Source organism: Candidatus Sulfotelmatobacter sp. (genome assembly GCA_036500765.1).
Taxonomy (GTDB): Bacteria; Acidobacteriota; Terriglobia; order Terriglobales; family Acidobacteriaceae; genus Sulfotelmatobacter.
Genome location: DASYBM010000004.1, coordinates 993,397 through 1,018,342 on the forward strand (window position 1 = coordinate 993,397; position 24,946 = coordinate 1,018,342).

Here is a 24,946-nt window from a genome sequence, read left to right on the forward strand (position 1 = left end):
CCGCCCAAATTCAACCACTTACAAGCCGCTATGCCTGCGGGAGGGACATCCTTGAGTCGATCCTGCTGCCTCCAGGCTCTGGGAAAAGAATGAGCCTGGTCTTAAACGGCAAGAGCACAGCGAGATCGTTCCGCTGTGCTCCTATATCAGGCTAGTGGTTGGGACGCGATTGAGCGCAGGCCATTACCGGCGTCCGCCGCCGTGGAAACCGCCGCGCGCTACTGCCCCGCCGCGGAATCCGCCGACTGGGCCATGGCCGACCGGACCATGGCCGACCGGACCATGGGCCACGAAACCACGACCCGCCCACGCGCGTCCCCATCCGGCATGACCGTACCACGGGCGACCATACCAGCCGTTCGCTCGCCCCCAACCGCCTAACCACGCCGGCCCATGAAACCACGGTCCGGCCCCGACGAACACACCTCCCACAAACCAGTCAGGACTGTAGTAGCCATAGGGTGCGCAAGCGTAGGGGGCGTATCCATAGTATCCATACGCACAGACCGGAGCACCCGCAGCAATGCCAACTCCCACCGGGCCAACGCCAATCCCGACTCGAACCTGTGCTTGCGAATACGCCAGCGGAACCATCAGCACCGCCACCAACGCAACATATTTCAAGTAACGCATATTCACCTCCCGCTTCAGATCCGGTCACCTCGTCCAGATCCGGAAGCTCGATCTATCTACAAATTTGAACCGTTCAGGAGGGAAAAAGTTGCGGGAGCCAGGGTGGCTAATTTCAGCCATCCCGCTCAAATTCAACCACTTACAAGACTTCGGCAAAAGCAGGAACCAACCGTTTCGTTTTTTTAAGGGTCTAGGGGCGGTAAATCCAGGCTTGCGCCGTAGCGTCCGGGTTGTTCGGATATCCCCCTGCGAGCAGCACGCTGCCATCGCGCAGTTTGGTCTCGGACAGGTAATGCCAGGAATCGCTCATCTGTCCAGACGCCACCAGGAACTTCCCGCTCGCCGGATCGAAGACTTCCACTTCTTTACTTCCGCCGGCAATCAGCAGCTTTCCGGAAGGTAACTGCACAGCCTCATCGGGCAACTTGAAGCGCTTATCGTTCAGCGACGCCGCCGCCGTGAACTTCCCCGTGCGCGGATCATAAATCTCGGCCGCGTTCAGATTCCCATTCCAGCCGCGTTCGTCGGAGCCCCCCGCGATGAGCACTCTCCCATCCGGCAGAAGTCCAGCCGTGTGCTTGCAGCGGGGGATAGCCATATTCCCGGTTTCCGTAAACTTTCCGGTCTTGGGATCGTACAACTCGGCGCCCGAAAGAACGCTGTCGCTGTAGCCTCCGGCAATCAGGACGCGGCCGTCCTCCAGCAGAGTTGCCGTGTGGGCGATGCGGGCGTGGTGCATAGCTCCGGATGCCTGAAAGGTCAGACTCGACGCGTGGAAGATTTCCGCCGAGGCGAGGGATTCGTTATCGCGGATTTCTCCGCTGGCAATCAGCACGTCGCCGTTGGCCAGAAGTGTCGCGCTTGGGCGACCGCGAGGAACGGTCATCTTCCCGATAACCTTGAATTTTCCGATCGCCGGATCATACAACTCTGCCGAATCGGTTCCGCCCATACCCACCCAGCCTCCCGCGATCAGGACTTTTCCCGACGGCAACAGAACCGCGATATGACCGACGCGGCGCTCATGCATCTCGCCGGCTGGTTGAAATTTGCCGGTCGCCGGATCGTAGAGCTCGGCGGATTTATAGAAATCTTGATTGCGCCGCATGCCACCTGCGATAAAAACTTTGCCGTTGGGAAGCAGAGTCGCGCTGTGGCCGGAACGAGGCTCCAGCATTGGCGACACCGGAGTCAGTGAGCCAGCGCTTGAACTTGCCGACATTGCAGACGTTGGAGTGCTGGCTCGGAATACCGCAGCGGCTAGAGCGAAACTGACGGTGAGGCATGTGACAAGCGGTAGGTGGGAGCGGTTCATGGGCCCTCCTATGAGAAATCAGACGGTTTTGTATGCAGGGCGTTAGCGGGACGAGAAACCCAGGCCGCGGAATAGATGTCTGCGGAACCCGCGTTGTTGTGCGGGAAGGTACACGAAAGCACGCTTCCCACAGGAGCTATTCGCGTTTTCGATTTGTTCTAGGCTCCCACTAACTCCTTCGTCTCGCTCGGCTCATACTCCACGATGTATCCCGCCACCGCGCTTGCTGCCACCGTCAGCGGTGAAGCAAGATACATCTGCCCGGGCCCGCTGCGGCCGGGAAAGTTGCGGTTCTGGGCGCTGATCACGACCTGATCGGGACGCGTCGACACTCCCGGCCCGGCATTGATGCAGGCTCCGCAACTGGGCTCGATCACGTGCGCGCCAGATTTCTGGAACACGTCCAGATATCCGCGGCGCAGGCAGTATTCGCGCGTCTCCTGCGATCCGAATTGGATGTAGAACTGCACCGAATCGGACACGCGCTTGCCATGTTTGAGGGCGTCGGCTAGAACCAGCGCGTACATGTCCATGTCTTCGTTCTTGCCGGCGGTGCAGGTGCCGCCGTAGGCAATCTCAATCGGCACCGGCGTATTCAGTTCGCGAATATATTTTCCATTTCCTGGATCGCCCGGTGTAGCGACCATGGGCGTGATCTCCGCCGCATCGAGTTCTATGATGTGCGCGTACTGCGCTCCCGGATCGCTGTATAGGCCTTCGATCATCGCCTCGGCTTTTTTTCGGTCCATGCCGCGGCGCTCGACGAGGAAATCTACGGCCTTTTTGTCGGGAGCAACGATGCCAGTAAATCCGCCAATCTCCGCCGCCATGTTTGTCATGGTGGCGCGCTCGTCGACGCTCAACTCTTCGATGGCCTCGCCCGCATATTCCATCACTTTGGCCAGCGCTTTGCCGCTGCGCACGTAATCGAGGCTCAAAATCTTGAGGATGAAATCTTTCGCAGTGACGTTCGCGTTTTTCTTGCCGCGAATCACGATGCGCACCGACTCGGGAACTTTCACGCGCACGTCCTTTGTGATCCACGAATTGAACACATCGGTGGTGCCGATGCCGAAGGCCACGCAGCCAATCGCGCCCACATGCGGAGTGTGCGAGTCGGAGCCGATATTCAACTGCCCCGGCAGCGCATAACTTTCGAGCACGATCGAGTGGCAAATGCCCTCGGAGCCTTTGCGGTCGGTCAATTCGCCGTGTAGACGAATGCCCTGCTTGGCGGCGAAGTCCTGCTGCTTGAGTTTGAGTTGCGTCGCCAGGTCGAGCAGGCCGAGCTTTTTCTTCTCTTCGGAAATCACTTCGTCGAGAAACGTCAGGTGATCGCGGAAAAAGATGATGCTCGAGGGATCGTTGACCTTCGCGTCCTTGCCTACGTAGCGCTCGAAGAAAATCGCGGCCATGGGCGTGACGTATTCGTGGCTAAAGCGCAGATCGGCGCGGGCGAAGCCCGTGTCGCCGGGCTTAACGGAGGGAACTCCGACTTTGTCTACTCCGGCTTCGGGGCCGGCCTCGCTGCGCTCGGCCGGACGGACGAATGCGTCCGTCCCCACGTTGGGGCGGATCATGTGACGGGCGAAGATCTTCTCTGCTACCGTCATGGGCAGTGTGGCGCGGGCGGTCTTGCCCGCGTTCTCGATCGGCGGCAAGAATACCTTACCCTGCATGCGCGCAACATTGAAGGGAAACAGGCCGCCATATTCGATCACTTGGCGCGTAATCTCATCCTCGCCGGCGGTGAATTCGCTCAGCGCAATCTCTTCCCCGCTGCGAATGCGGTCGATCAAAGAAAAACTCGTCGAGGTGAGAAGGCCCAGGTTCTGGCAATTCTGCTTGTAGATGCGTTCGATGTTTTCAGCGATCACCACTTGAATGCCGGCGCACATCTCGGCATAGGGAGACTGCTCGCGGCTTGAGCCCTTGCCGCGCCGCTTTCCGCTCACCGCGCACACGAAGCCGCCGCGCTTTACCTCGCCGCGGCCGATGGGCGTAACGCTGCCGCATTTCAATCCGAGATAAGGAATCTCGCCCAGCGTCTCGTCAAAATAAAAACAATAGTGCGCCGGCGTGATCTCGTCGGTCGAAATGTCATCGCGCAGTTTGGGATTCTTTTCGGGATGCTTCGTATCCCAAGGCAGGTCTTCGCCTGCCAGTTGCCGCTTGATCAGTTCTGGATCTTCGGTGAGAAAAAGAATGCGTCCCTGGAGCCGAACTTTGTCGGGGCGCTTTTCGATCTTGCGTTCGAGGAGCGAGTTAATCACGGTTAAACCTGAGGGGTTCTGGATTCGGCCGCCGGAGCGGATCGGCGCCCTATGGTCATTGTAACGCGTCTTTTGAATCTTCCTGAATTCGCGGTAGCGTGCTAAGTGCAATCTTGGCGCGCTTTGCGGCAGTTCTTGGCGCGCTTTGCAGCTTTGGCTTTCGCTTTCGTTTGCCGCGCAAATCAAACCTTAAACGTAAAGAAAGCTAAGGAAATGCCGCAAAGGAAGCTAAGAATTCTGAGTGCGGCTCTCGGCGGCTTGGTTACCGCTTGTATTCGCCGGGAACGGGCAGCGGCTCCAGGCCGCGCCCTCCGAAGATTTCACGGAATTCGCGCAGCAGTTCGTCGTGCACTAATCCATTCGATGCCAGCGTCTCGCGGCTGTCAAGTTCAAACGCAGATCCGTCGAAACGGCTGACCTTGCCGCCGGCCTCTTCGACGATCAGCGCGCCCGCAGCGGTGTCCCAGGGATTGAGATTGAATTCCCAGAAACCGTCGAAGCGTCCGCTGGCGACGTTGCACAAATCTAACGCCGCCGATCCCGCGCGCCGCACGCCGTGCGAACGCAACGTGATCTGGTGATAAAAATGAATGTTCGGATTCTTGTGCCGCTTGTGACTGGGGAACCCGGTCGCGAGCAGGCATTCCTTCAATTGCGTAGCCTTCGAAACGCGGATCGGCCGGCCGTTGAGCTGCGCGCCTCTTCCCTGCTCGGCCGTGAAAAGTTCGTCGCGCGTGGGATCATAGACGACCCCGGCAACGCGGGTTCCTGGCGTTCCGGCAGCCCGATGTTCTAAAGCCATCGACACGCAGAATACCGGATACCCGTGGGCAAAATTCGTCGTGCCATCCAGCGGGTCGACGTACCAGCGGTAGTCGCTTCCCTGATCGTTCAGTCCCTGCTCTTCGCCCAATACGTCATGCGTCCGGAACTGCTGCGTGATGCGCTCGCGAATTAACTTTTCGGCGGCGCGATCGGCCGCCGTCACGAGATCGGCGTCGCCCTTGTATTCAATCTTCAGCCCTTGCTGGAAATAAGTGAGGAGCAGCGCACCTGCCTCGCGCGCGATGGCGGACATGGCGGGGAGGAAGCTTGTTGAAGCGGGCGTCGGGAGTCGGGCGTCAGGCATCAGTCGTCAGACCTCGGGCGTCGGTCCTCAGACCCCAGATCTCAGCACGGTGGTGCGGTTTACGGGTATAAGGACATGTTTCTTATGGTTCCATTTATTTCAAGAAGTCAGCTTATTTCAAGAAGTCGGCGAGTGTCGGAGCCTGAGGACCGAAGTCTGAGGTCCGACGCCCGCTGCCTGCTGCCCGCTACTTCCGCTTCCCGCCCTCTTCCACGATATACATAATCTCGTGCTTGAAGATAAAGAGATTGGGCGCTCCTTCGCGGGTAAGTCGCACCATGTGCTTGTCGTAGTACTCGATCCATCCGTGAACCATCTGGCCGTCCATCAGCTTGACGGATACCGATTTTTGCTTTTCCCCCAGCGCTTTCAGGAACGCGGCCTCTTCGAAAGTATCTTCGGGAGGAGGAGTCCGGCTGCGTTTGGAGGAATTTGGATTTGCTTGGGGAGGGCGGAACGGCATGCAGGCATTGTACACAATGCGTCGGGTGAGAATTGTAGCGGTGGTCGAACGGCGGACACTTATTGCGGTGGTTTTTCAAGAGCTCACTAGCGCCGAACGGCGGAGCTTCGCTCCGCCGGGGCGGACGGGGTGTCCGCCCCTCCACCAAGCGGGATTACAATGCCTGAAACGGCAGAGTCAACGCAATTCTGCGGTCCTTAATTCTGCGATCTTTTGACTCTGCGATCTTTAAATTCCGCGGGCTTTGATTCTGCGATCTTTAAATCTGCGATCTTTCGCGTAACGTTCGGAAGGAGGCGTCCCGTGAAGAACTCGGCTGTGCGCGCAGGACTCATTATGCTCGGACTTTTCGTTACCCCAGCAACACCGCAACGAGGCAACTTTCCGACACCTCCCGAGCCACAGAATCACGAGACGCCCGATCAACCGCCGGCGATTCCGATGAGGCGGGTCGATTTCGAAAAATTACAGAGCGAGGCCGACGACCTGGCCCGCACCGCGCAAAGCATTCCCGCCGATGTAGCCAGCGTCCGCAAAGGCATGCTGCCCAAAGATGTGATCGAAAAACTAAAACAGATTGAAAAGCTCTCCAAGCACCTGCGCGGCGAACTCAGACCGTAGACCTCATGCATCAAAAAAGAAGGCCACCAGTCATGCCGACTGATGGCCTTTCGAACCTGAAGCCAGTTAAAAAGTGATCTTCAAGTTGAACTCCGCCACTCGAGGAGAGCCCAGCCCGTATACGCCGGTGCCCGCTCCAACTCGAACATTTTGTGTCTGCGCATAGTTCGTGCCACCGATGTTACCCTGCTGCCCTGTGAGGTAGGGGCTTAGGACATTCGGGGGAAGATCGAAATTGGCAAAGTTGAATACATTAAAGAAGCCAATCCCCGGCTGAATGGTCACCTTCTCCGCAATCCTATACTTCCAGCTTAGCGAGAGGTCCACATCCTTCAACCAGGCCAAGCCGACCGTACCGGTAACCGGTTGGGGGAGCGTGGGAGCCACGCCGCCAGCGTTCGCCAGTTCCTGAGCGGTAAAGAGACCATTTGAAATCAGCACCTGTCCGGCGGGGGTAGGTTGTCCCGCCACGGTGTGGTTGTAGTTGTTGATCACGTTGGTTAGGCCGCTGACACTCACATCACGCATAAACGCGCCGTTCTTTGTGCCAGGAATGAAATCCTGCGTGGTGCCGTCACCGGTGAAGTCCGTGCGGAATATTTCGCCGTCTCCCAGCCCTGAATTGGGCACTACAAGCGGCGTCGAAAGCGGGCTGTAGAAATGGGCGATCAAGCCGGTTTGGAAGTTCCACGGCAAACCAAAATTGCCGCCGAAAGAAATCTGATGCGTACGATCCAGAGTGGACGGTCCCATGTAGCGCAGAGGATTGGCATTGTCCGCCGCGCCGATCACGAAGTCCTGGTCAGAGCCTTGCTGGTAATTTGCGGGTTGACCGACGGGGTTGGCGCCGCCGGGATTCACGAACCTCGATAAGCTATATGCAAATTGGAAGTTCGCGTTTCGAACTCCCTTGAAAGGATTGTTGACGTTCTGTACCAGCTTGAAGTCAAGCGCATTGTAGACCGAGCGCCCGATGGGAAGCAGGAAGTTGAGGTTGGAAACCGTGGAATTGAGGCCGGGGAAAGCGCAACCGACCATCGGGCAACTCGTTAGACTGGGGTTGGCGGGGACGTATGCTCCCAATTCTGCGGTTGTATCCAGACCGTTAGCCGCATAGCTAGCCATGGTGGCTCCTGCGCCGATTGCGCAGTCGATGGAACCCGAATCCGTCCCGAAGCCACATCCAAAAGCATGATTGGTGGCGGAGATCGCCGCTAGCGCGCCGTTCTTGTTGAAGTAACGGGTGTCGCCAGTGTGATTCAAATCCACTCCCAGCAGAGAATGCGTTTCAACGTTGCGAAGATAATCAACGCTCAAAACCATGCCACGTTTGATTTCGCGCTGAAATCCTACGTTCATTTGCAGGGAACGCGGGGTTTGAAAGTTTGGCGCAAATGTGGCAGGGGCTGCGTTCGTTCCGATCCCGAGGCCCTGACTCAAGAGACTAGGAATATAGCCTCCGTTCTGAAGGGTCGGGGTGAACGGATAGTCTGACTGGTAAGTATGTTCCAGTGCGATGATATTCGCCGCTGCCGCCCCGATCGTGATCGGAGCGCCATTGTTGCCGCATACGCCATTCGGCACAGGAATTGAGCCGCCGGGAATCGCTATAGGAGGACCCGCGGCGCCGACCCCGGCACAAGCTCCTGTGGTTTGCAGGAATGCGCCGGTTGCTTCCCGAGTCGGGCGGTCGAACAGAACGTTGTTCCAGATCGTGTTCTCGTAATAGAGTCCGGCACCCGCGCGAATCACGGTTTTGCCATTGCCTGAAGGATCCCAGGCCAAGCCCAATTGCGGGGCGAAATTAAGATTAGGCTGCCGGATTCGAGCACCCAGATTTTGAAACGACGAAACCAATCCATTGAGCGCCGGGATTCCAGGCAAGTCCGCGTCGTTGCGACCGGTATCGCGCACATAGCGCAGCCCCGCTTCAATGTTGAGGTTGTGCTTGATCTTCCAGCTGTCGCCGATGTAGAAGGCGATGCGGTTGTCCGGGCCAAGTCCGCCGGCGGGAAATCCGAATGCCGCTTGCGTGGTCGAGTAGCCGATTCCGTTGCCAATGGTGATGGACTGCACATCGTAATTCAGGAAATTCGACGCGGTCGTGCCGTCCGGTCCGGCTGGACAAGACGGGCTCACGGCCACGCAACTCGGATCCAGCAGGTTGGGCGCGGAAGTTACAACCGGCGCGACGCTGAAAAAGCTGGCGAAGCCACCGCCTTGGATGTGGTTGAAAGTCGCTCCGAAGCGGACAATATGGGTGCGAACAATCTTGCTGCCGTCGTATTTGTATTCGTGATCACTCTGTGGGGTGGACTGAGGAGCCAGATAGTTCGGTCCCCCCGAAAACGGTCCGTTGAACAGGGTCAGACCTGATTGCGAGAAGGGCTGGCCGGCATCACCATTCCGGATCTGGTTCTGAAACTTCAAATATTCAAAGCGAATGCTGTGCGAAAAGCTGCCTTTCGTGAAGTCGAGTCCCAGTACATGCGACCGGCTATCGTCTTTATTGGCGTAAACCATGAAGCTGCCCGAGAAAAAGGTGGCGTCAGTGAGATTCGCAAAGTAATTGAACCGATAAAACAGCTTGGCGTTGCTGCTCAGCGTGTAGTCCACTTTGCCCAGAAGCTCGGTTTCGCGAAAGGGAGCGTTGAAGAATCCGGAATCAGGCGTAAACGGGTCGGGCAGCGAAACCGGCGCCTGCAAGTTGTTCAGCGTGCGCTCGCCGTCCGCGAAGAAGAACAATTTATCTTTTATCACCGGGCCACCTAAGTCGCCACCAAACTGGTTGCGCTGGAAGCCGGGCGCGGAAAGGCCTGGAGGGGTGGGAAGAGCAGCCGCGATCGCAGTATGATCGCGGAAATAACCGAATGCATCGCCGTGATAATTGTTGGTTCCGGACTTCGTGGTCACGTTCACTGCGCCAGAAGAAGTTAGATCGTTAGAAAGATCCATCTTGGACTGGGTGAGTTGGAATTCCCCAATGGCGCTGGCTGGGATGTCCTGGGTCGTTGTCCCGACCGTTTCGTCGCTTACATCGACGCCATCCACTTGGATGCGCGCACTGCGCCCGAAGCGGCCGCCGAATGAAATCGACGAGTACCCGACTTTGGTCGGATCGAAATTGGTGCCATCCTGAATCTGAACTCCCGGTTCCAGTTGGGCCAAGTCGAGGAAATTGCGGCCGTTGACCGGCAGGTTGTCGATTTGTCCCGCGGTCAGAACTCCCTGCACGCTGGCCTGCTCCGTATTGACCTGCACATCGCTCGCCTGCACTTCGATAATTTGGCTCTCCTGACCCAATTGTAGCTTCGGATTAAACGTGGACGTATTCCCTACCTGAACCGTAACTACTTCGCTTGCCCCGCTGAAGCTTTTAGCCGTAACCTGCACCTTGTAATTGCCCGGCGTCAGCGCCCCGGAGTTGAACGCACCGGAAGCATTCGAACTAACGCTTACGACCTGTGAGGTGGCCACGTTCGTAATGGTTACGGCCGCACCATTCACAACAGCTCCGCTTGGGTCGGTCACCGTGCCTACAATGCTGCCGGTGCCAACCGTGCTCTGGGCCGACGCCGGCGTTGAAAACATGAGGGCGGTTGTGACCAGCAATAGCGCCAGCAAGAACCAACCTTGCGACGAGTTCCGTTGCGCATGAAGGTTTGAGAAATTCAGGTTCAGCATCGTCCACCTTCCTTGATTTTCCATAAGAATGTCCGCAGGGTCACGAGTTGGCAGCGGCATCGCTCCACACAGCTCGCAACAACGTCAACCGTGGTGTTAGGGCGCCATCCAAGCACTTCGTTGCGTGTTGCCACCAGTTATTGCAATTTATCAGCCAGCTTTGCTGCGGTGCTGAGGTATTTATCTATCCTCCACTTTCTGCAACCGCTTACAGCACGGCGGAGCGCACGAAAGAGAAAAAAGCAGGCCAGCGATCCTAACAGGAAATTCCAAATGCAGTAGGCGCGCTCTCGGAATACAAAGAATTACAAATCAACTCCGCTGTTTAATCAAAGTTGCAAGCATTTGTTTCGTAAGAAAAATCCCGCTGTTATGTTGCGATTCTTTGAGTCCGACAACCCATGGCGAGTCCGCCGCATCTCAAAAACTTGATTTTGTCGTGTAATAGCCCACGCGGTGGCGGACGCGATACGTGTCTGCATGGGGTACGTCTGCGATCTTTACCTCGATGCGGCGGAACTCCGAGAACGATCTACGCTGCGACGGATAGTATGCCAGCAGATATTGCGTGCGCAGTTCGTCGCTGATTTTGTGGAACGCGTCGTCCAGTTGCGACGTGGAAGTCGCGTAGTAGTATCTCCCTCCGGTGTCTTCGGAAAGCTGGATCAAGGCGTGTTCGCCGCCGATTTCGCGTCCGGCGCTGTTTTCAATGGGGACGATGATGATCGAGTAGACCAGGGCCTCGGCCTCTTCCGCCGCGCGCACCGCCTCCTTGTAATCAACCTTGCTGATCGTGTCGTCGCCGTCGGTGATCAGGACAATCACCTTGCGCCCCTTGCGTTTGTCGAGCGCACGTGACGCCACGTAGATGGCGTCGTAGAGAGCGGTCGCCGCCCCCATGCGAATGTGCTCGATGCTCTCGTCGATGTGTTTCAGATCCGGAGTAAAACCGTGTGTGGCGTCATGCACATCCTCGCTGAAACCGTAGACGGCGAGAGCGTCAATCGGGCGCATAATGGTGTGGGCGAACCGCTTGGCCGAAGCCTGTTCCACGGGCATATCGTGGCGCGTGCTCAAACTGGTGTCGATGGCAAGGGCGATGGAAATCGGCAGCTCGGATTCTTTGTCGAAGACCGCGATTTTCTGCTCGTGATCGTCTTCTTTGAGAATGAAATTATCTTTTGTCAGGCCGCCGATCGGCGCTCCGTTGGCGTCGGTGACGGTCACGAATACGTTGACCAGTTTGACATCGACGCGAAGAGTGGTGGTCGGTTCGGAGGGGCGTTGGGATGCAGGCGTAGTCGGCGGCGCGGGATTCTTCTGGTTTTGCTGCGGCTGATTTGGCTGAGCCTGATTTGGCGGATGCGGGTCTTGAGCAACCGCCGCCTCCTGCGCCCCTAGGCCGGAGACGGAAACCAGCCAGCCCATCATGAGTAGAATCATCGGGAGCAGAATCGTCGCGGATTTCCTCATCGAGTGATCGAATTATACCTTTGCGGCGGCGGCATCCAGGCCGCGCGCGGCATTCGCAAATGCTCGATTCTGTTTTTCCTTCGCGAACTTTGCGGCTCTTGCTCCGCGGACTTTGCGGTTGCGGCTTTCGGCTGGATGCGAGAACAGCTCTACAGCGTACCGCCCAGCAACTGGCCAGTTAGATGCGCATGGCAGCGCGGGGCTGCCTCAGGTCCCGGAATTTGCCCGCGGAATTTCTGCCGGGAAAGGCTCGCCATCAGCCCAGACGGCGCCATCTTCGAAATATTCCTTCTTCCAGATCGGCACTGTGCGCTTGAGGGTATCGATAAGCCATCGGCAGGCATCGAAGGCGGCTGCGCGATGCGGCGAGGCGACAACGATCAGCACGCTGGTCTCGCCGATTTCCATCCGTCCCAGGCGGTGGACAATGCGAAGGTCGCGAATCGGAAATTGCTGCAAAGCCTGACGCGCCAGAGACTGCATTTGTTCCAGCGCCATCTCCTCATAGGCTTCGTAATCGAGATAGAGGGTCTTCCGGCCGCGAGTGTGATTGCGCACTACTCCCTCAAAAACCAGCGCCGCGCCGTCTGAGCCGTGCTTGAGGTCGGCGAGTATTGGCTGGGTTTCGATGGAATGGCGGACGATCTCAACGTAGAGCCGCCGTCCCGCTGACTTCCCCTCGGTCTGGCTCAGGGCAGGCTCCGCCGGTTGTCGGGCTGGCGTCTCGTCTGCCCCGCCGGGAGCACCCCCGCTTACCGGGGGCAATAGCGCAATTTCATCGTTGGCCTGCAATTTCGTCTCCGGCCCCGCATAGTGCTGGTTCACGGCCATAGCCATTGAGGGGAGGAGTTCCTTCAATCGCGGATTTTGCGATGCGTAACGCACGAGGACGTCGCCAAGCAAAGCGGCTTCCGGCAGTTCGATCCAGTCCGCCGCCTTTCCCACGACATCTTTCAAAACCCCGAAGAAGAGGACTCGCACACGCATAGGCACCACAAGATTTAGTTTACCGTGGACCTCGCCTGATCGGCAGGAGCTCCCGACGCGGGAAGAAATGCGGACGCAAGATTGGCAGCGCGCACTAAAGATACGGTAGAGGAACGCCGATACAGCACATAAGGACCTTCTATGCTTCGACGCGCGGCGTTGTTCGTTCTGTTCTGCCTCTGCACGGGCGATTCGCAGGCACAGGATTTGGCGGGCATTGAGATCCACGGCTTTGCCACCCAAGGTTTCCTCTTCAGTTCCCATAACAATTACTTAACCATGCCGTCAAGCTCGGGCACCCTACAGTGGACCGACGGGGCGGTCAGCGTCAGCGATTCGCTGGGCGACAAATTGCGCGTTGGCATCCAGTTGCACATGTATCAACTGGGTCAGCTTGGCAGCCCCTATATCCAAGTCGATTGGGCTTCGGGAGATTACAGATACAACGATTATTTTGGCGTTCGGGCCGGCAAGGTCAAGACGGTTGTCGGTTTGTTCAACGATTCGCAGGATGTGGATGCGATCTTTCTATGGTGCCTGCTGCCGCAATCCATTTACCCGATTGACAACAAGAGCTTTTATTTGTCGCACCTGGGAGGTGAAGTGTACGGCGGTCTCCCGCTTGGCAGTCGCGGCGGAAGGCTTAAGTACGATGGATATGCGGGGCAGATCACTCTGGACCCCAAAGGCGGCTACCTCAAAGAGCTTGCTGACGGGGGAATCGCGTTCGCGACTCCTCCGAGCGGAAAAGTTTACGGCGGCGATCTGCGTTGGGAAGCACCGATAACGGGATTGACGATCGGAGCCAGCGCGGTTGACGAGAGCATCGACGGAACCGCGCCCGGTATTAGTGTGCACGTCCCTCCCGCTCTCATCAACGCGGAGTATGCCCAGTTTGAGAAGGGAAAGTTTTACTTCGCTGGGGAATACCGGAGATCGCCGCTCACCACGATCGTGACCTATCAACAAACGGTATTTGCGGCCCCGGTGGATTTGCGCGCCTGGTTTGTCATGGGCAGCTATCGGCTTACGAAAAAAACTCAATTGGGAAGTTATTACAGCCACTTCGTTTATAAGGGGACGGATACGTCCCTACCGCAGGATTACTCGAAAGATTGCGTGCTCTCCGGGCGCTATGACTTTAACGCTTTCTTTTACGGCAAGATCGAAGATCACTTCCTGCACGGAACTGGACTCGGTTACTACGGCAGCACGAACCTGAGTGGCCTGAAGCCAAACTCGAATATTTTAGCGGCCAAGATCGGTTTCAGCTTCTAGAAGCCCGGAGCGCTTATTAGGAGACGACTGGTGACGAATCCAAATCGAGGGTTGCAAAATCGACGGACAGTCGATCGCCGGTTCGTTAATCGCCGGTTCGACAATCGCCGGTTCGTTAATCGCCGGTTCGACAATCGGTGGTTAATCGTGCTTCTGGCGTTTGTGGGTTGCTGCCCTGCCGCCAGCGCCCAGGATGTCGTATTCATTGCCAATCGGAACGTGCAAGTCACGGTAATCCACGCTTCCGACCTGCGCGCCATTTTTACGGGAGAGAAAAGCAGATTCGCAGATGGGTCCCACGCGGTGCCGGTGATCTTGAAGGGGGGCCCGGCCCACGAAGTCTTTGTAAGAAACTATTGTGGCGAAGACCCTAACGAATTCCGCGCGCAATGGCGCAAAGTGATATTCACGGGACAGGGATCGATGCCCAAGACTTTTGATTCGGAGTCGGCGCTCATCGAATATGTCGCCCAAACCCCTGGCGCTGTCGGTTACGTAAGCCACGTTTCATCGGAAGCTGACGTGAAATCCTTTACGCCGTTAAAGTAACGATCTTTGTCCGCGGGGCCGGACTCAGGCCTGCGTCAGCACCCTATCGTGAACCCCTTCCGGCTCTTTCACTGGCGTCGGACTGTAATCCTGAGCGGGATCTTTGGGCGGCGTGGAGAGGATCTTCGCCGCCGGGCCCTGCGCCACTTCCGGCAGCGCGACCTTCAGGGCTTCGTCGATGGTCTTCACGTAATGGACCGAGAGGTTATCGAGTTGTTCCGGCGTCAGGTCCTCCTCGACGTTCATGCGATTTTCCGCAGGAAGAATCACGTCGGTCACGCCGGCGCGCTTGGCGGCCAGGACTTTTTCTTTGATTCCGCCCACCGGAAGCACGTTTCCACTCAGGGTGATCTCCCCAGTCATGGCCAGCAGCGGCGTGATGCGATGCTTGGTCAGCAGCGACACCAGCGTGGTCGCCATGGTCACTCCCGCCGAAGGCCCATCTTTCGGAATGGCGCCGGCCGGCACGTGCATGTGAATGTCGTGGTTCGCGAAGAAGTCTTCGGCGATGCCGAGCCGGTCGGCGTTCGAGCGCACCCAGGTCAGCGCCGCCTGCATCGATTCCTGCATGACCTGGCCAATTTGGCCGGTCATGGTGAATCCGCCTTTGCCTTTCATGGCATTGGCTTCCACGAATAGAACGTCGCCGCCCGAAGGAGTCCACGCCAGGCCGACGGCCACACCCGGCCGCTCGGTTCTCTCAGCAATTTCGCCTTCGCTGCGAATCTTGATGCCGCCCAGAAATTCCTGAACGATTTCCTTGGTGACGATCAGCTTCTCGCTCTTGCCCTCGGCCAAACGCCGCGCCTGCTTGCGGCAGATGGTGCCGATGGTGCGTTCCAGGCTGCGTACGCCGGCCTCCCGGGTATAGTGGCGGATGGTATAGCGCACCGCCTCTTCCGGGAACGCAATCTGTTCCGTCGTGATGCCGTTCTCTTCGATCTGCCGGGGAATCAGATAGCGGAATGCGATGTGAACCTTTTCTTCCTCGCTATAGCCCTGGAGTTCGATGATCTCCATGCGGTCGCGCAAGGGCTCGGCGATGGGATCGAGCATGTTCGCCGTCGTGATGAACAGCACCTTCGACAAATCGAAGGTCACGTCGAGATAGTTGTCACGAAAGGTCGAGTTCTGTTCCGGATCGAGCGCTTCGAGCAACGCCGAAGCCGGATCGCCGCGAAAATCGCGCCCTACCTTGTCGATTTCATCGAGCATGAACACCGGATCTTTGGTCTCCGCCCGCCGAATGCCTTGGATGATCTGCCCCGGCAGCGCTCCGATGTACGTGCGGCGGTGGCCACGAATTTCCGCCTCATCGTGTACGCCGCCCAGCGACAGCCGCACAAACTTGCGGCCGAGAGCACGCGCAATCGATTTTCCGAGCGAAGTTTTGCCCACGCCCGGAGGTCCGACGAAGCACAAGATCGGTCCCTTCATGTTGGGCTTCAGCCGCCGGACGGAAAGATAATCGAGAATGCGATCTTTCACTTTTTCGAGATCGTAGTGATCGGCGTCCAGAATTTCCTTCGCCTTGGGAATCTCGATTTCCTGCCCCGAGGTTTTCGTCCACGGCAACACCGCAAGCCACTCGACATAATTACGAGTCAGCGAATAATCGGCGGCCATCGGAGACATGCGTGATAGGCGGCCCAGTTCTTTGAGGGCCTCTTTCTTTACGTCGTCGGGCATGCCCGCTTCGTCGATCTTCTTCTTCAGGTCTTCGACGTCGCGCTGGCCCTCATCCTGTTCGCCCAATTCTTTCTGGATGGCCTTCATCTGCTCGCGCAGGTAATATTCGCGCTGCGTCTGTTGCACCCGGTCCTGCACTTCGCTCTGAATCTTGTTGCGCAGTTGCTGAACTTCCAGTTCCTTGGCCAGGTGCTGATTGATTTTTTCGAGGCGAACGTGGACGTCGAGGGTCTCGAGCGTGTCCTGCTTGTCGGGCGTCGAAAGCGATGGCAGCGACGAGGCGATGAAGTCAACCAGGCGGCCCGGTTCGTCGATGTTCATGGCTACAGTCGAGAGTTCATCCGAGAGCGTGGGCGAACCGGCGACAATCTGCTGGAATAGCGTCAGCACGTTACGCTGAAGGGCCTCGACCTCGGAGGTCGCGGCTGGTGTAGTGCCCTCGGGCAGCGTGGAATAGTGGGCGCTCATGAATGGCGCCAGTTGGGTAAATTCACCCAACTTGACCCTTTCCAGTCCCTCGGCGAACACAAAAAGGCTCTGGTTAGGCATCTTGACAACTTTGTGGACTACTGCCGAGGTCCCAACGGTGTAGAGATCGGTGGGTTGCGGGGAATCGACGCGCGCCTCCCGCTGCGCCACTACGATGATGGTCTTGTCTTCACCGAGCGAATTGATCAGTTGAACGGAGCTTTCCCGCCCCACCGTCAGGGGCAAAACCGCATGGGGGAACAACACGGTATCCCGTACCGGGAGCACCGGAAGCGCCTTTTTATCGTTTGTTTCCTTGTTCTTAGGAGTGCGCTCTACGGGCATCTGCTGGCTCATTATGTCTCCTTGAGTGTAACGCGCTCAAGTTTAGATGATACTCTTGCGGCAAAGGTTTCAGCAGCGCCGCAGGAATCGGCGACAGTTTGAATTCTAGTCTCTTATCGGCGGAACTAGCATCCTGCCTAAGGTGCAGAGGCTAACGCGCAGAGCTATATTTGCCAAGCCCTAAATTGGGAAAAGGCATTTCCGTCCGGTTCAAGTGAACCGTAGAGGACGTGTTTGCCGGGATCTCGATGGTTATTTCGGCGTAAACTGAGCTAACTCATAGATGCCCAACTTCTTTTCCAGTTGCGCGACCTGATCGACAACTTTGAAGAAACCGTCTTCGCCGAACAATTCGTCTTCCTTTTTTTCGAAGTCGTCGCCCAGCGCCTCATATTCGTTTGGCGACACGATGGTGCGGAAGGCGGGAAACAGCACCGTATCTTCGCGGGCTTCATGAGGACGATACATGCGCAGGAAGGCGTGCAGCGCGTCGGCCAGCTTCCCGCTATCGGCCGAAATATATTTGAACGTGGCTACCCCAGCAAGGTCCTTGATCTTGGCCGTCAACTCCCGTCCGGCTTGGTGTTGGGTTTGCAGAGTATCGACCAAGCTCACCAGCTTGCGGGCCTTGCGAAATCGCGGGAAAAGAAAGTCTTCTTCCAGCTTCTCGTGGTATTCCTCGACGAAGTGCCGAATAATGTCGGCCGCGCCGGCCAGCACCGAGCCGTCGAAGGTGCGTTTCGCCGCCAGCATGCGCAAGTGCTCGTCATAGATGAGCAGCAGCCGGTTTAGCAGACCGTGCTCCCGCATCAGGTCTTCGGCCGGAGAAATGTCCTCGCCCTTCTTGTTTTTCTCGTCCTTGTCCGGAGATGCCTTCGCCTGGGCCGCAACCAGCATCGGCGCCGGCGTCATCAGTCCTGCGCCGACGATTCCGACCCCGGTCATCGATTGGCGAATAAAACCGCGGCGGGTCGAAGCTGTTTCGGGCATAGTTCCCTCCTTGATCGGTTGTCTCGATGAAAGCTGAGCCTGCATGCTGAATTCTACGGTGTTCCGGATCGTGAAAAGGTTCGCCCCATTCAGGCGGCGGGATAGATCCCCAGCACCCTAACAAATTCGGCTACTTCGCCCAGGTGTCGCAGCGCGTTGCGCGCCGACTCATCGTCGCCGCGCAGGAAGTCCACATAGAAGACGTACTCCCAGGGCCTGCCACGCATGGGGCGCGATTCGATCTTGCTCAGGCTGATGTCGCGCAGGGCAAACACGCTGAGCGATTTGAACAGCGCGCCGGGGACGTTCTTGACCTGAAAAACGATCGAAGTCTTATTCGCCCCGCGTGGAATCAGGCGATGATAGTCCGCACTTATTGGATGCCCCGCTTCTCGCTTCTTTTGCGAGAAAGCCTGCCCTGAGCGTGTCGAAGGGTTGGTCTTTGGCTTCCCACGTCCGCCGCCGAGTTTGCGAATCAAAAAGAAACGCGTGAAGTTCCTCTTATCGTCTTCAATGCTCGCCTCCACGATGCTTCCCGAATATTCGCGCGCGGCCTGCTTTCCGGCAATTCCGGCGGCATCTTTCAATTGCTCGGCCATCACATGCTTCACGCTTCCGGCCGTGTCATAAAAGGGCACGGCTTCGATCTTGGGGTGCTGCCGAAAAAACTCGCGGCATTGATCGAGCGCCACCGGATGCGACAGCACGCGCCTTAATCCACCCAGCCGCGCGCCGGGCATGGCGATGACGTTGTGCACGATGCGCAAAAGATATTCGCCCTGAATGAAAACCTCGCGCGTCAGCATCAGATCGGCATGCTCGGCCACGGTGCCTGCCAGCGTGTTCTCGATGGGAATCACGGCGGCAGCGACCGATCCATTCTGCAACCGGTCAAATACTTCCGCCGATCGCGCACACGGCACCACCATGCACCGCGCGACCATCTTCTCAGCCGCCTCGTGACTGAAGCACCCGAGCTCTCCCTGAATCGCGACTTTCATTTGTGATTTCTCAATTACAGCCAGGGTATCCTTCGTACGGTCAACTTTCCTTCTTCAATTCTTTCTCCAGCACCAGCGCGTCCACTCCGTTCGAATAGTAACCCGGCCAGGTGCGGATCACGCTGTAGCCGTGGCGCTTGTAAAACGCTAACGCCGCGAGGTTGTCGACGGCAGTTTCGAGTCCTACGGAGCTGGACCCAGCGGTACGCAAGCGCTCTTCTCCCGCCCGCAGCAGCAACGATCCCACGCCCCCGCGGCGAGCCTCGGCCCGCACGTCAATGGTGATCACATGTCCGATGACTCCGCCATGGACCACGATAAAACCCGCCAACGCGTCGGCTTCGGCGCCGACGGCTACCAGGGTGAAAGCTCCCTTATGACGCACATAGGACTTCAGTTCCGGCTTCGAGTATGCAATGCCCGGCGCGAAGCAGTCCTGGTCCAGACGCCAGAGTGCATCGAAGTCTTCAATTTTGTACTCGCGGATGACGAAGGACACGGCGTCATTGTAGCGGGGACGGACGGCTACGAATGCGAAAAACCGATCGCATCGCTCTTCATCGGACTTTGTAAAAGACGTTCTGCGCAGAGCCCGAAAGAGCGGCTCCAGTTTTCCACAGCGGATCACCTCTCAATCCCATAAAAAATCGTTATTGGGGTCTATTGTCCTCTTGCCTCAGTCGCAACCTCGGACGTACCATCGGCATCAGAGGTCTGTGGGAAGTCGTGGTGGGACGCCTTATAGCCATCGACGTTGTCGGCGCGGTTGCGGCTCTGGCGGCGTGGTATTTCCTGTTTGCCGCCTATAACCGCCGCAAAGGAACCGAGGCCTTGCGCTGGGTGCAATCAGCCTGCGCCGGCAAGGGACGCATCCTCGATTCGCGCTGGATGAACAGCTCCCGCCTCCACGCCCGGCTTCAATTCCCTTCCCGCAGCTTTGAAAACGCACACCTAACAATGAAGTTCCGGCCGCGTGCGTTGCCTGTCCATTGGCTGCTGAGTTGCTGGCATAAACAGAAAGAAACTCTGACCTTCGAGGCCGACCTTGGCGGCTCGCCCAACTTCCATCTTGAGGTCGTGCGCCATCGTTGGTGCGCCCACAGCCGCGGCGTTACAGCCCGTCGTCGCGACGAGCGCGAATGGGACGTCTACGAGCCCGGCCCCGTGATTCTTACCACTCGTACGCACTGGAAGCAGGATTCCACTTCCGAACTCAACACGCTGATGACCGTGCGCCAGCAGGACGTTTTGCAAGTTCGCTTCCGTCCGGAATCTCCTCAGTTCTCGGCCACGATCGCGCTCGATGCCCTCTACGACCCCCGCACCGCCGCCGGATTCCTTACTACCCTGCGCGAACTAGCCGCCGGAGCCTCCGCCCACCGGCAGTAATCGTCCTCCCCGTCATCAGAGCTGTCACAATTTTAGCCCAGCGAAGAAATGCAGTAGACTGCGCACATGCCCACCGCTCGCCAGGGATCGATCCATCTGTTCCGTTTTTCCGGAATTGACGTTTTTCTCCACTGGTCGTGGTTTCTGGTAGCGGCGTATGAAATCCAGACCCGCAAGGGCAGTTATTCCTCGGTCATGTGGAATGTGCTGGAGTATGTGGGTCTTTTTCTGATTGTGATGCTGCACGAGTTCGGGCACGCGCTCGCCTGCCGGCAGGTCGGAGGCCGGGCCGATACCATCGTGCTGTGGCCCCTCGGAGGCGTGGCCTACGTGGACCCGCCGCAGCGTCCGGGCGCGACTCTTTGGAGCATCGCCGCCGGGCCGCTGGTGAATGTTGTTCTCTTCCCAGTCTTGCTCGTCATTTACTCGATGAGCCAGTCGATGGGATGGGCAACGTCAATGCCGGATATTGATCGGCTTCTGCATTCGATTTTGTGGATCGACGTAGGCCTTCTCATTTTCAACATCCTCCCGGTTTACCCGCTCGATGGCGGCCAGATTTTTCGTTCCTTGCTTTGGTTCGTATTGGGACGCGCTCGCAGCCTGATGGTTGCCACTATCGTCGGACTGCTCGGCGTGGCCGCTTTCATCGGTCTCGCCATCTGGAGGCAAGATCTTTGGCTGGGAATTATCTCCTTCTACATGCTGATGTACTGCTGGAGCGGGCTGAAACAAGCGCAGGCTTCATCCCGTGTCGCAAAACTCCCGCGTCGCGATGGCTTTGCCTGCCCGCGCTGCCAGACCCCGCCACCGGTCGGAGAATACCGGAAGTGCAGCAAATGCGGGCAAACCTTCGACATGTTTCAGAGTCATGGCGTGTGTCCCCGCTGTTCGACTCAATTTCCACAGATTAAGTGTCTGGACTGTGGCGCACTCAACCCCATCAATGACTGGATGCTGGCCTCCGTCGTGCCGGCGAAGCTCTAATCGGCGCTTCGATTCACTGGTGGAATGTGAATCCACGCATTTGCACGGGCTGGTTGGAGTAACATGCGGGGTCGTGTAGGATATGCACGACTGATCGGGGGATCTGGCCAATGCATCCTCGCCCTGGTTTCTTGAGTCCCACTCTCCGACCTCTGAGTGGCTTCCTGTTGGTTGCTCTTTTCAGTACGATTCCCATCAGTACGATTCCCAGCGTTTTCGCCGGAGAACCGCAATGGGTCGAGGTGCGCTCTCCGAACTTCTCGGTAGCCACCGATGCGGGTGAAAAGCGCGGGCGGGAGGTCGCGCTGCGCTTCGAACAGATGCGCGCCGTCTTCGGGGCCTTGATGACCAAGGCCAAGGTCAACCTTGCCGTTCCTCTGCAAATCGTGGCCTTTCGCAACACCAAAGAAATGCGCCAGATCGCGCCGCTCTGGAACGGCAAGCCGACTCAGGTCGCAGGCCTATTTCAGGGGGGCAGCGACCGTAGCTTCATCATGCTCGACCTCTCGACGGAAGATCCCTGGGCAGTCGTCTTTCACGAATACGCGCACCAATTAATGAATGGAAACCTGCAAACCCAAGCCGACCCATGGTTCGAGGAGGGCTTTGCCGAATATTTCTCCAGCATTGAAGTCGACGGCAAAGAAGCCCGAGTGGGAAAGATTCCACGTGACGAATACCTGATTCTGCAGCAAGTCGGCATGATGAAGATTGCGGACCTTTTCAAGGTCCGCCAGAATTCTCAGACCTACAACGAGAGCGGAGACCATAGGACTACTTTCTACGCCGAGTCGGGAATGCTGATGCATTACATTTACGACAATCAGCTCTTGCTTAAAGTCGCGGACTACTTCGACCTCAAGATAAACAAACATCTTCCGGTGGAGGATGCGATTCAGCAGGCTTTCGGGATAAGCGCACCGCAGTTCGATAAAGCGTTGCGTAACTACATGAGCGCAGGCCGCTACAAGTATTATCCGATTCCCGCTCCGGCGAATATTGCAGCCAGCAATTACAGCTCCCGCCCGTTGAGCCCCGCAGATGCCAACGCTGTTTTGGCAGACATCCATTTGCACTCGCGCGACTACCAGGACAAGGCGATTGCCGAGTTTCAGGATATTCTGAAGGCCGATCCTAACAATGCCGCGGCCTGTCGCGGCCTGGGTTATGCCTATTTGCAGAAGCAGGATTTCGGGCAGGCCGCACCATACTTTAAGCGTGCCTCCGAAATGGATTCCAAAGATCCCAGGGTCCACTATTACACCGCTCTGCTGATGGCACGGGAAAGCGGATTCAGCAGCCGCGCCGATATTCCGGCGTTGACGCAGGAGTTAGAAACTTCGATCAGCTTGGATCCGACTTTTGCCGATTCTTATGCTCTTCTCGCGTTCGCCCAAACAACTTCAGGAGACTCCGCCAAGGCCTTGGCCACCATGCAGAAAGCCCTGGCGATTGATCCGCGCAATGAGAATTATCGCTTTAATCTCGCCAACATCTATCTGGCAAACCGGCAACCGGATAAAGCGATCGCGGTCTTGCAATCAATCCAGAATAGCGGCAACCCGGAGATTGCATCGCGAGTTGAGAGCGCACTGGCGAACGTCCGGCAGTTTCAAGAAATGACCAAGTCCGGTGGTTCCCCAGTGCTTCTGGTTCGGGACAATGGCGTTCCAGACGATGGTGACGGCAAGTCTGCTTCCTCGGCAGCCGGTGCACAGGCTTCTTCCACAACTGCAACGGCCACGAAATGGGGCGCGCCAACATTTCTGCTTGGAACGCTGAACAGCGTCGACTGCTCGACCGAACCTTCCGCCCTCCTCGTGGTTTCTTCCGGCTCCAAAATGCTGAATCTCAGAGTGGCGGACCGAAATCATGTCATTCTGATTGGCGCCGATCGATTCTCGTGCTCGTGGGCCAAGCAGAAAGTTGCCGTGAATTATCGCCAATCCGCCGGTGGCTCTGAAACGGACGTCGTCTCCCTTGAAATCCAGCAGCCGTAGACACACGCTCGTGCCCGCATCTTTGAGATAAATCCCTTTTATGCCTCGCATCAGCTTTTTCGATTGGCCGCATTCATCCCACCGCGCTATTCTCACCTGTCCCGTACTGTATTCTTGCTTGAGTCACACCTTCTAATGAGGAGATGGAACTACATTCATGCCGACTGAACTGCGCAATTTCCTGGCACTCACATACGACGAACTGGAAGAACTCAACCTCAAAGCCAAAGAGCAGCGCAGTAAGCGAATCGCCATTCACAAGGTGCAGGAAGAACGCCTGAAATATCTGACCGACGAGAAGCGCATCAAGGCCGTGACCGTGCTCTTCAGCGATCTCGAAGGCCGGTTGCACATGCTCGACTACGACAAGAAGTTCCTGCTGAAGAGTTTCGACAACCTCACTTTCGATGGATCTTCCATCCGCGGCTTCACCGCGCAACGCGAAAGCGATCTCCGCCTGGGCATCGACTGGAACGCCTTTTACTGGGCGCCGGCCGACGTCTTCGGCTCCGGCAAAGTTCTGGTCTTCGGCGAGGTCATCGACAAGGGCGGCACATCGTATTCCGGCGACATTCGCGGCGTGCTCAAGAACTATGCCGAGGAACTCTTCAAGAAAAAGGGCTACACCCTCAACGCCGCCAACGAAATCGAAGGCTTCCTGTTCAAAGGCCCCGACGCCGAGCGGCACTATCACGAAGTCGGTGGCAAATTCGAATACGTCAATACCGGTGGCTACTATCATTCTCTTCCCGGCGATCCACTGCGCACCTTCATCGATACGACGGCTGAAGTACAGCGCGCCATGGGATTCCAGAACGAAAAAGATCATCCGGAAGTCGCGCCCAGCCAGTTCGAAATCAATTACGGCTACGGCGAAGTGGTCGCTGCCGCCGATCAGATCCAGCTTTACAAACTCATCTGCCGCCAGGTCGCGACCAACATGGGACTCACCGCTTCGTTCCTGCCGAAGCCCGTCGTGGGCGTGAACGGCAGCGGCATGCACACCAATGTATCCATCAGCGAAGACGGCAAGAATCTTTTCTGGGACGCCAAGGGCGAAGAGAAGCTCAGCAAAATGGGATGGGCCTTTACCGACCGCATCCTCACCCATGGCAACGATATCTGCCTGCTGCTCAATCCCAGCGTAAATTCCTATCGCCGCCTCGATCCGCACTTCGAGGCGCCCAATCAAATCAAGGCATCGGCGACGGATCGCGGTTCCATGGTGCGCATCCCCATCGGCAACGAGAAGAGTATGCGCGTCGAAGTGCGGTCCGTCGCCCCGGACGCCAATCCCTACATGGTGATGCTCTCGATCTTTAAGACCGGGCTCGACGGTGAAACTTCGAAGATCAAGAATCTGCGCCAGGCCGAACGCTACCTGCCCGACAACATCTACGATGCCATGGCCGACTTCAACAAAGCCGAATGGACCACCACCCTGCTCGGCGAAGACGTCAAAGGCCGCTACGCCGACCTGAAAAAGGCCTCCGCCGACCGCTGCCCCCGCGCCCTAGGGACATTCGTCAAGGCACAGGAAGTCCAGTTTCATCACGAGGTCTACAACCAGTTTCTGTGGAATCTGTTCTAAACGAAGCAGCTCTGCCAGATAGACTAGAAACTTTCGGTGACCCATCCTAGCCGCGTTCTCTGCGGCTAGGATGGGATTCCA

At 57.4% G+C, this 24,946-nt stretch carries 19 protein-coding genes; 7 read left to right on the top strand and 12 right to left on the bottom strand.

Features of this window, described 5'->3' with window-relative positions; all coding sequences use genetic code 11:
- Positions 1-183 precede the first annotated feature (183 nt).
- From VGM18_07270 to VGM18_07290, 5 genes are all read right to left on the bottom strand, one after another.
- Positions 184-633, bottom strand: coding sequence for a hypothetical protein (locus VGM18_07270; protein ID HEY3972787.1), 450 nt, complete (start codon positions 631-633; stop codon positions 184-186).
- Between the two features lie 190 nt (positions 634-823).
- A complete protein-coding gene (locus VGM18_07275; protein ID HEY3972788.1) occupies positions 824-1,948 on the bottom strand; it encodes a kelch repeat-containing protein in 1,125 nt (374 codons plus the stop codon).
- Between the two features lie 158 nt (positions 1,949-2,106).
- On the bottom strand, positions 2,107-4,221 hold the full coding sequence (locus VGM18_07280) for an aconitase family protein (protein ID HEY3972789.1): 2,115 nt from the start codon (positions 4,219-4,221) through the stop codon (positions 2,107-2,109).
- 262 nt (positions 4,222-4,483) lie between these two features.
- A complete protein-coding gene (locus VGM18_07285; protein ID HEY3972790.1) occupies positions 4,484-5,299 on the bottom strand; it encodes an inositol monophosphatase family protein in 816 nt (271 codons plus the stop codon).
- 238 nt (positions 5,300-5,537) lie between these two features.
- Entirely contained in the window at positions 5,538-5,813 is a 276-nt protein-coding gene (locus VGM18_07290; protein ID HEY3972791.1) for an RNA chaperone Hfq, read from the bottom strand.
- 303 nt (positions 5,814-6,116) lie between these two features.
- Here VGM18_07290 and VGM18_07295 point away from each other — a divergent pair, with 303 nt between their 5' ends.
- Positions 6,117-6,434 (top strand): hypothetical protein, encoded by a 318-nt coding sequence (locus VGM18_07295; protein ID HEY3972792.1) that lies wholly within the window; start codon positions 6,117-6,119, stop codon positions 6,432-6,434.
- 66 nt (positions 6,435-6,500) lie between these two features.
- Here the strand turns inward: VGM18_07295 and VGM18_07300 are convergent, their stop codons facing one another.
- From VGM18_07300 to VGM18_07310, 3 genes are all read right to left on the bottom strand, one after another.
- Entirely contained in the window at positions 6,501-10,118 is a 3,618-nt protein-coding gene (locus tag VGM18_07300; GenBank protein HEY3972793.1) for a carboxypeptidase regulatory-like domain-containing protein, read from the bottom strand.
- 420 nt (positions 10,119-10,538) lie between these two features.
- Entirely contained in the window at positions 10,539-11,591 is a 1,053-nt protein-coding gene (locus VGM18_07305; protein ID HEY3972794.1) for a VWA domain-containing protein, read from the bottom strand.
- A 207-nt stretch (positions 11,592-11,798) separates the two neighbouring features.
- Positions 11,799-12,578 (bottom strand): molybdenum cofactor biosynthesis protein MoaE, encoded by a 780-nt coding sequence (locus VGM18_07310; GenBank protein HEY3972795.1) that lies wholly within the window; start codon positions 12,576-12,578, stop codon positions 11,799-11,801.
- 141 nt (positions 12,579-12,719) lie between these two features.
- Between VGM18_07310 and VGM18_07315 the strand changes: the two genes are divergently transcribed.
- Both VGM18_07315 and VGM18_07320 read left to right on the top strand, forming a co-directional pair.
- Complete coding sequence (locus tag VGM18_07315) at positions 12,720-13,856, top strand: hypothetical protein (protein ID HEY3972796.1); 1,137 nt, start codon at positions 12,720-12,722, stop codon at positions 13,854-13,856.
- 147 nt (positions 13,857-14,003) lie between these two features.
- Positions 14,004-14,405, top strand: coding sequence for a hypothetical protein (locus tag VGM18_07320; protein ID HEY3972797.1), 402 nt, complete (start codon positions 14,004-14,006; stop codon positions 14,403-14,405).
- 24 nt (positions 14,406-14,429) lie between these two features.
- On the opposite strand, the gene lon is transcribed toward VGM18_07320, so the two are convergent.
- The 4 genes from lon to VGM18_07340 all read right to left on the bottom strand — a co-directional run bounded on the left by lon (position 14,430) and on the right by VGM18_07340 (position 19,397).
- The gene (lon, locus tag VGM18_07325; protein HEY3972798.1) at positions 14,430-16,919 is read right to left on the bottom strand and encodes an endopeptidase La; all 2,490 of its coding nucleotides are present in this window, start codon (positions 16,917-16,919) and stop codon (positions 14,430-14,432) included.
- 240 nt (positions 16,920-17,159) lie between these two features.
- Positions 17,160-17,897 carry a hemerythrin domain-containing protein gene (locus VGM18_07330; protein HEY3972799.1) on the bottom strand — a complete coding sequence of 246 codons (738 nt, stop codon included), beginning with the start codon at positions 17,895-17,897 and terminating at the stop codon, positions 17,160-17,162.
- A gap of 89 nt (positions 17,898-17,986) precedes the next feature.
- The gene (locus VGM18_07335; protein HEY3972800.1) at positions 17,987-18,898 is read right to left on the bottom strand and encodes a prephenate dehydratase domain-containing protein; all 912 of its coding nucleotides are present in this window, start codon (positions 18,896-18,898) and stop codon (positions 17,987-17,989) included.
- A gap of 40 nt (positions 18,899-18,938) precedes the next feature.
- Positions 18,939-19,397 carry an N-acetyltransferase gene (locus VGM18_07340; protein HEY3972801.1) on the bottom strand — a complete coding sequence of 153 codons (459 nt, stop codon included), beginning with the start codon at positions 19,395-19,397 and terminating at the stop codon, positions 18,939-18,941.
- Positions 19,398-19,627: 230 nt separating this feature from the next.
- Here VGM18_07340 and VGM18_07345 point away from each other — a divergent pair, with 230 nt between their 5' ends.
- From VGM18_07345 to VGM18_07360, 4 genes are all read left to right on the top strand, one after another.
- Positions 19,628-20,287, top strand: coding sequence for a hypothetical protein (locus tag VGM18_07345; protein HEY3972802.1), 660 nt, complete (start codon positions 19,628-19,630; stop codon positions 20,285-20,287).
- 66 nt (positions 20,288-20,353) lie between these two features.
- On the top strand, positions 20,354-21,274 hold the full coding sequence (locus VGM18_07350) for a M50 family metallopeptidase (GenBank protein HEY3972803.1): 921 nt from the start codon (positions 20,354-20,356) through the stop codon (positions 21,272-21,274).
- Positions 21,275-21,405: 131 nt separating this feature from the next.
- Positions 21,406-23,274 carry a tetratricopeptide repeat protein gene (locus VGM18_07355; protein HEY3972804.1) on the top strand — a complete coding sequence of 623 codons (1,869 nt, stop codon included), beginning with the start codon at positions 21,406-21,408 and terminating at the stop codon, positions 23,272-23,274.
- Between the two features lie 157 nt (positions 23,275-23,431).
- On the top strand, positions 23,432-24,865 hold the full coding sequence (locus VGM18_07360; GenBank protein HEY3972805.1) for a glutamine synthetase family protein: 1,434 nt from the start codon (positions 23,432-23,434) through the stop codon (positions 24,863-24,865).
- Positions 24,866-24,946: the final 81 nt, after the last annotated feature.

Excerpts from the sequence above, each read along its gene's own strand:
- VGM18_07270 (HEY3972787.1), bottom strand. The coding sequence starts at position 633 with ATGCGTTACTTGAAATATGTTGCGTTGGTGGCGGTGCTGATGGTTCCG.
- VGM18_07275 (HEY3972788.1), bottom strand. The coding sequence starts at position 1,948 with ATGAACCGCTCCCACCTACCGCTTGTCACATGCCTCACCGTCAGTTTC.
- VGM18_07285 (HEY3972790.1), bottom strand. The coding sequence starts at position 5,299 with ATGTCCGCCATCGCGCGCGAGGCAGGTGCGCTGCTCCTCACTTATTTC.
- VGM18_07290 (HEY3972791.1), bottom strand. The coding sequence starts at position 5,813 with ATGCCGTTCCGCCCTCCCCAAGCAAATCCAAATTCCTCCAAACGCAGC.
- VGM18_07300 (HEY3972793.1), bottom strand. The coding sequence starts at position 10,118 with ATGCTGAACCTGAATTTCTCAAACCTTCATGCGCAACGGAACTCGTCG.
- VGM18_07305 (HEY3972794.1), bottom strand. The coding sequence starts at position 11,591 with ATGAGGAAATCCGCGACGATTCTGCTCCCGATGATTCTACTCATGATG.
- VGM18_07310 (HEY3972795.1), bottom strand. The coding sequence starts at position 12,578 with ATGCGTGTGCGAGTCCTCTTCTTCGGGGTTTTGAAAGATGTCGTGGGA.
- VGM18_07315 (HEY3972796.1), top strand. The coding sequence starts at position 12,720 with ATGCTTCGACGCGCGGCGTTGTTCGTTCTGTTCTGCCTCTGCACGGGC.
- lon (HEY3972798.1), bottom strand. The coding sequence starts at position 16,919 with ATGAGCCAGCAGATGCCCGTAGAGCGCACTCCTAAGAACAAGGAAACA.
- VGM18_07330 (HEY3972799.1), bottom strand. The coding sequence starts at position 17,897 with ATGCCCGAAACAGCTTCGACCCGCCGCGGTTTTATTCGCCAATCGATG.
- VGM18_07335 (HEY3972800.1), bottom strand. The coding sequence starts at position 18,898 with ATGAAAGTCGCGATTCAGGGAGAGCTCGGGTGCTTCAGTCACGAGGCG.
- VGM18_07350 (HEY3972803.1), top strand. The coding sequence starts at position 20,354 with ATGCCCACCGCTCGCCAGGGATCGATCCATCTGTTCCGTTTTTCCGGA.
- VGM18_07360 (HEY3972805.1), top strand. The coding sequence starts at position 23,432 with ATGCCGACTGAACTGCGCAATTTCCTGGCACTCACATACGACGAACTG.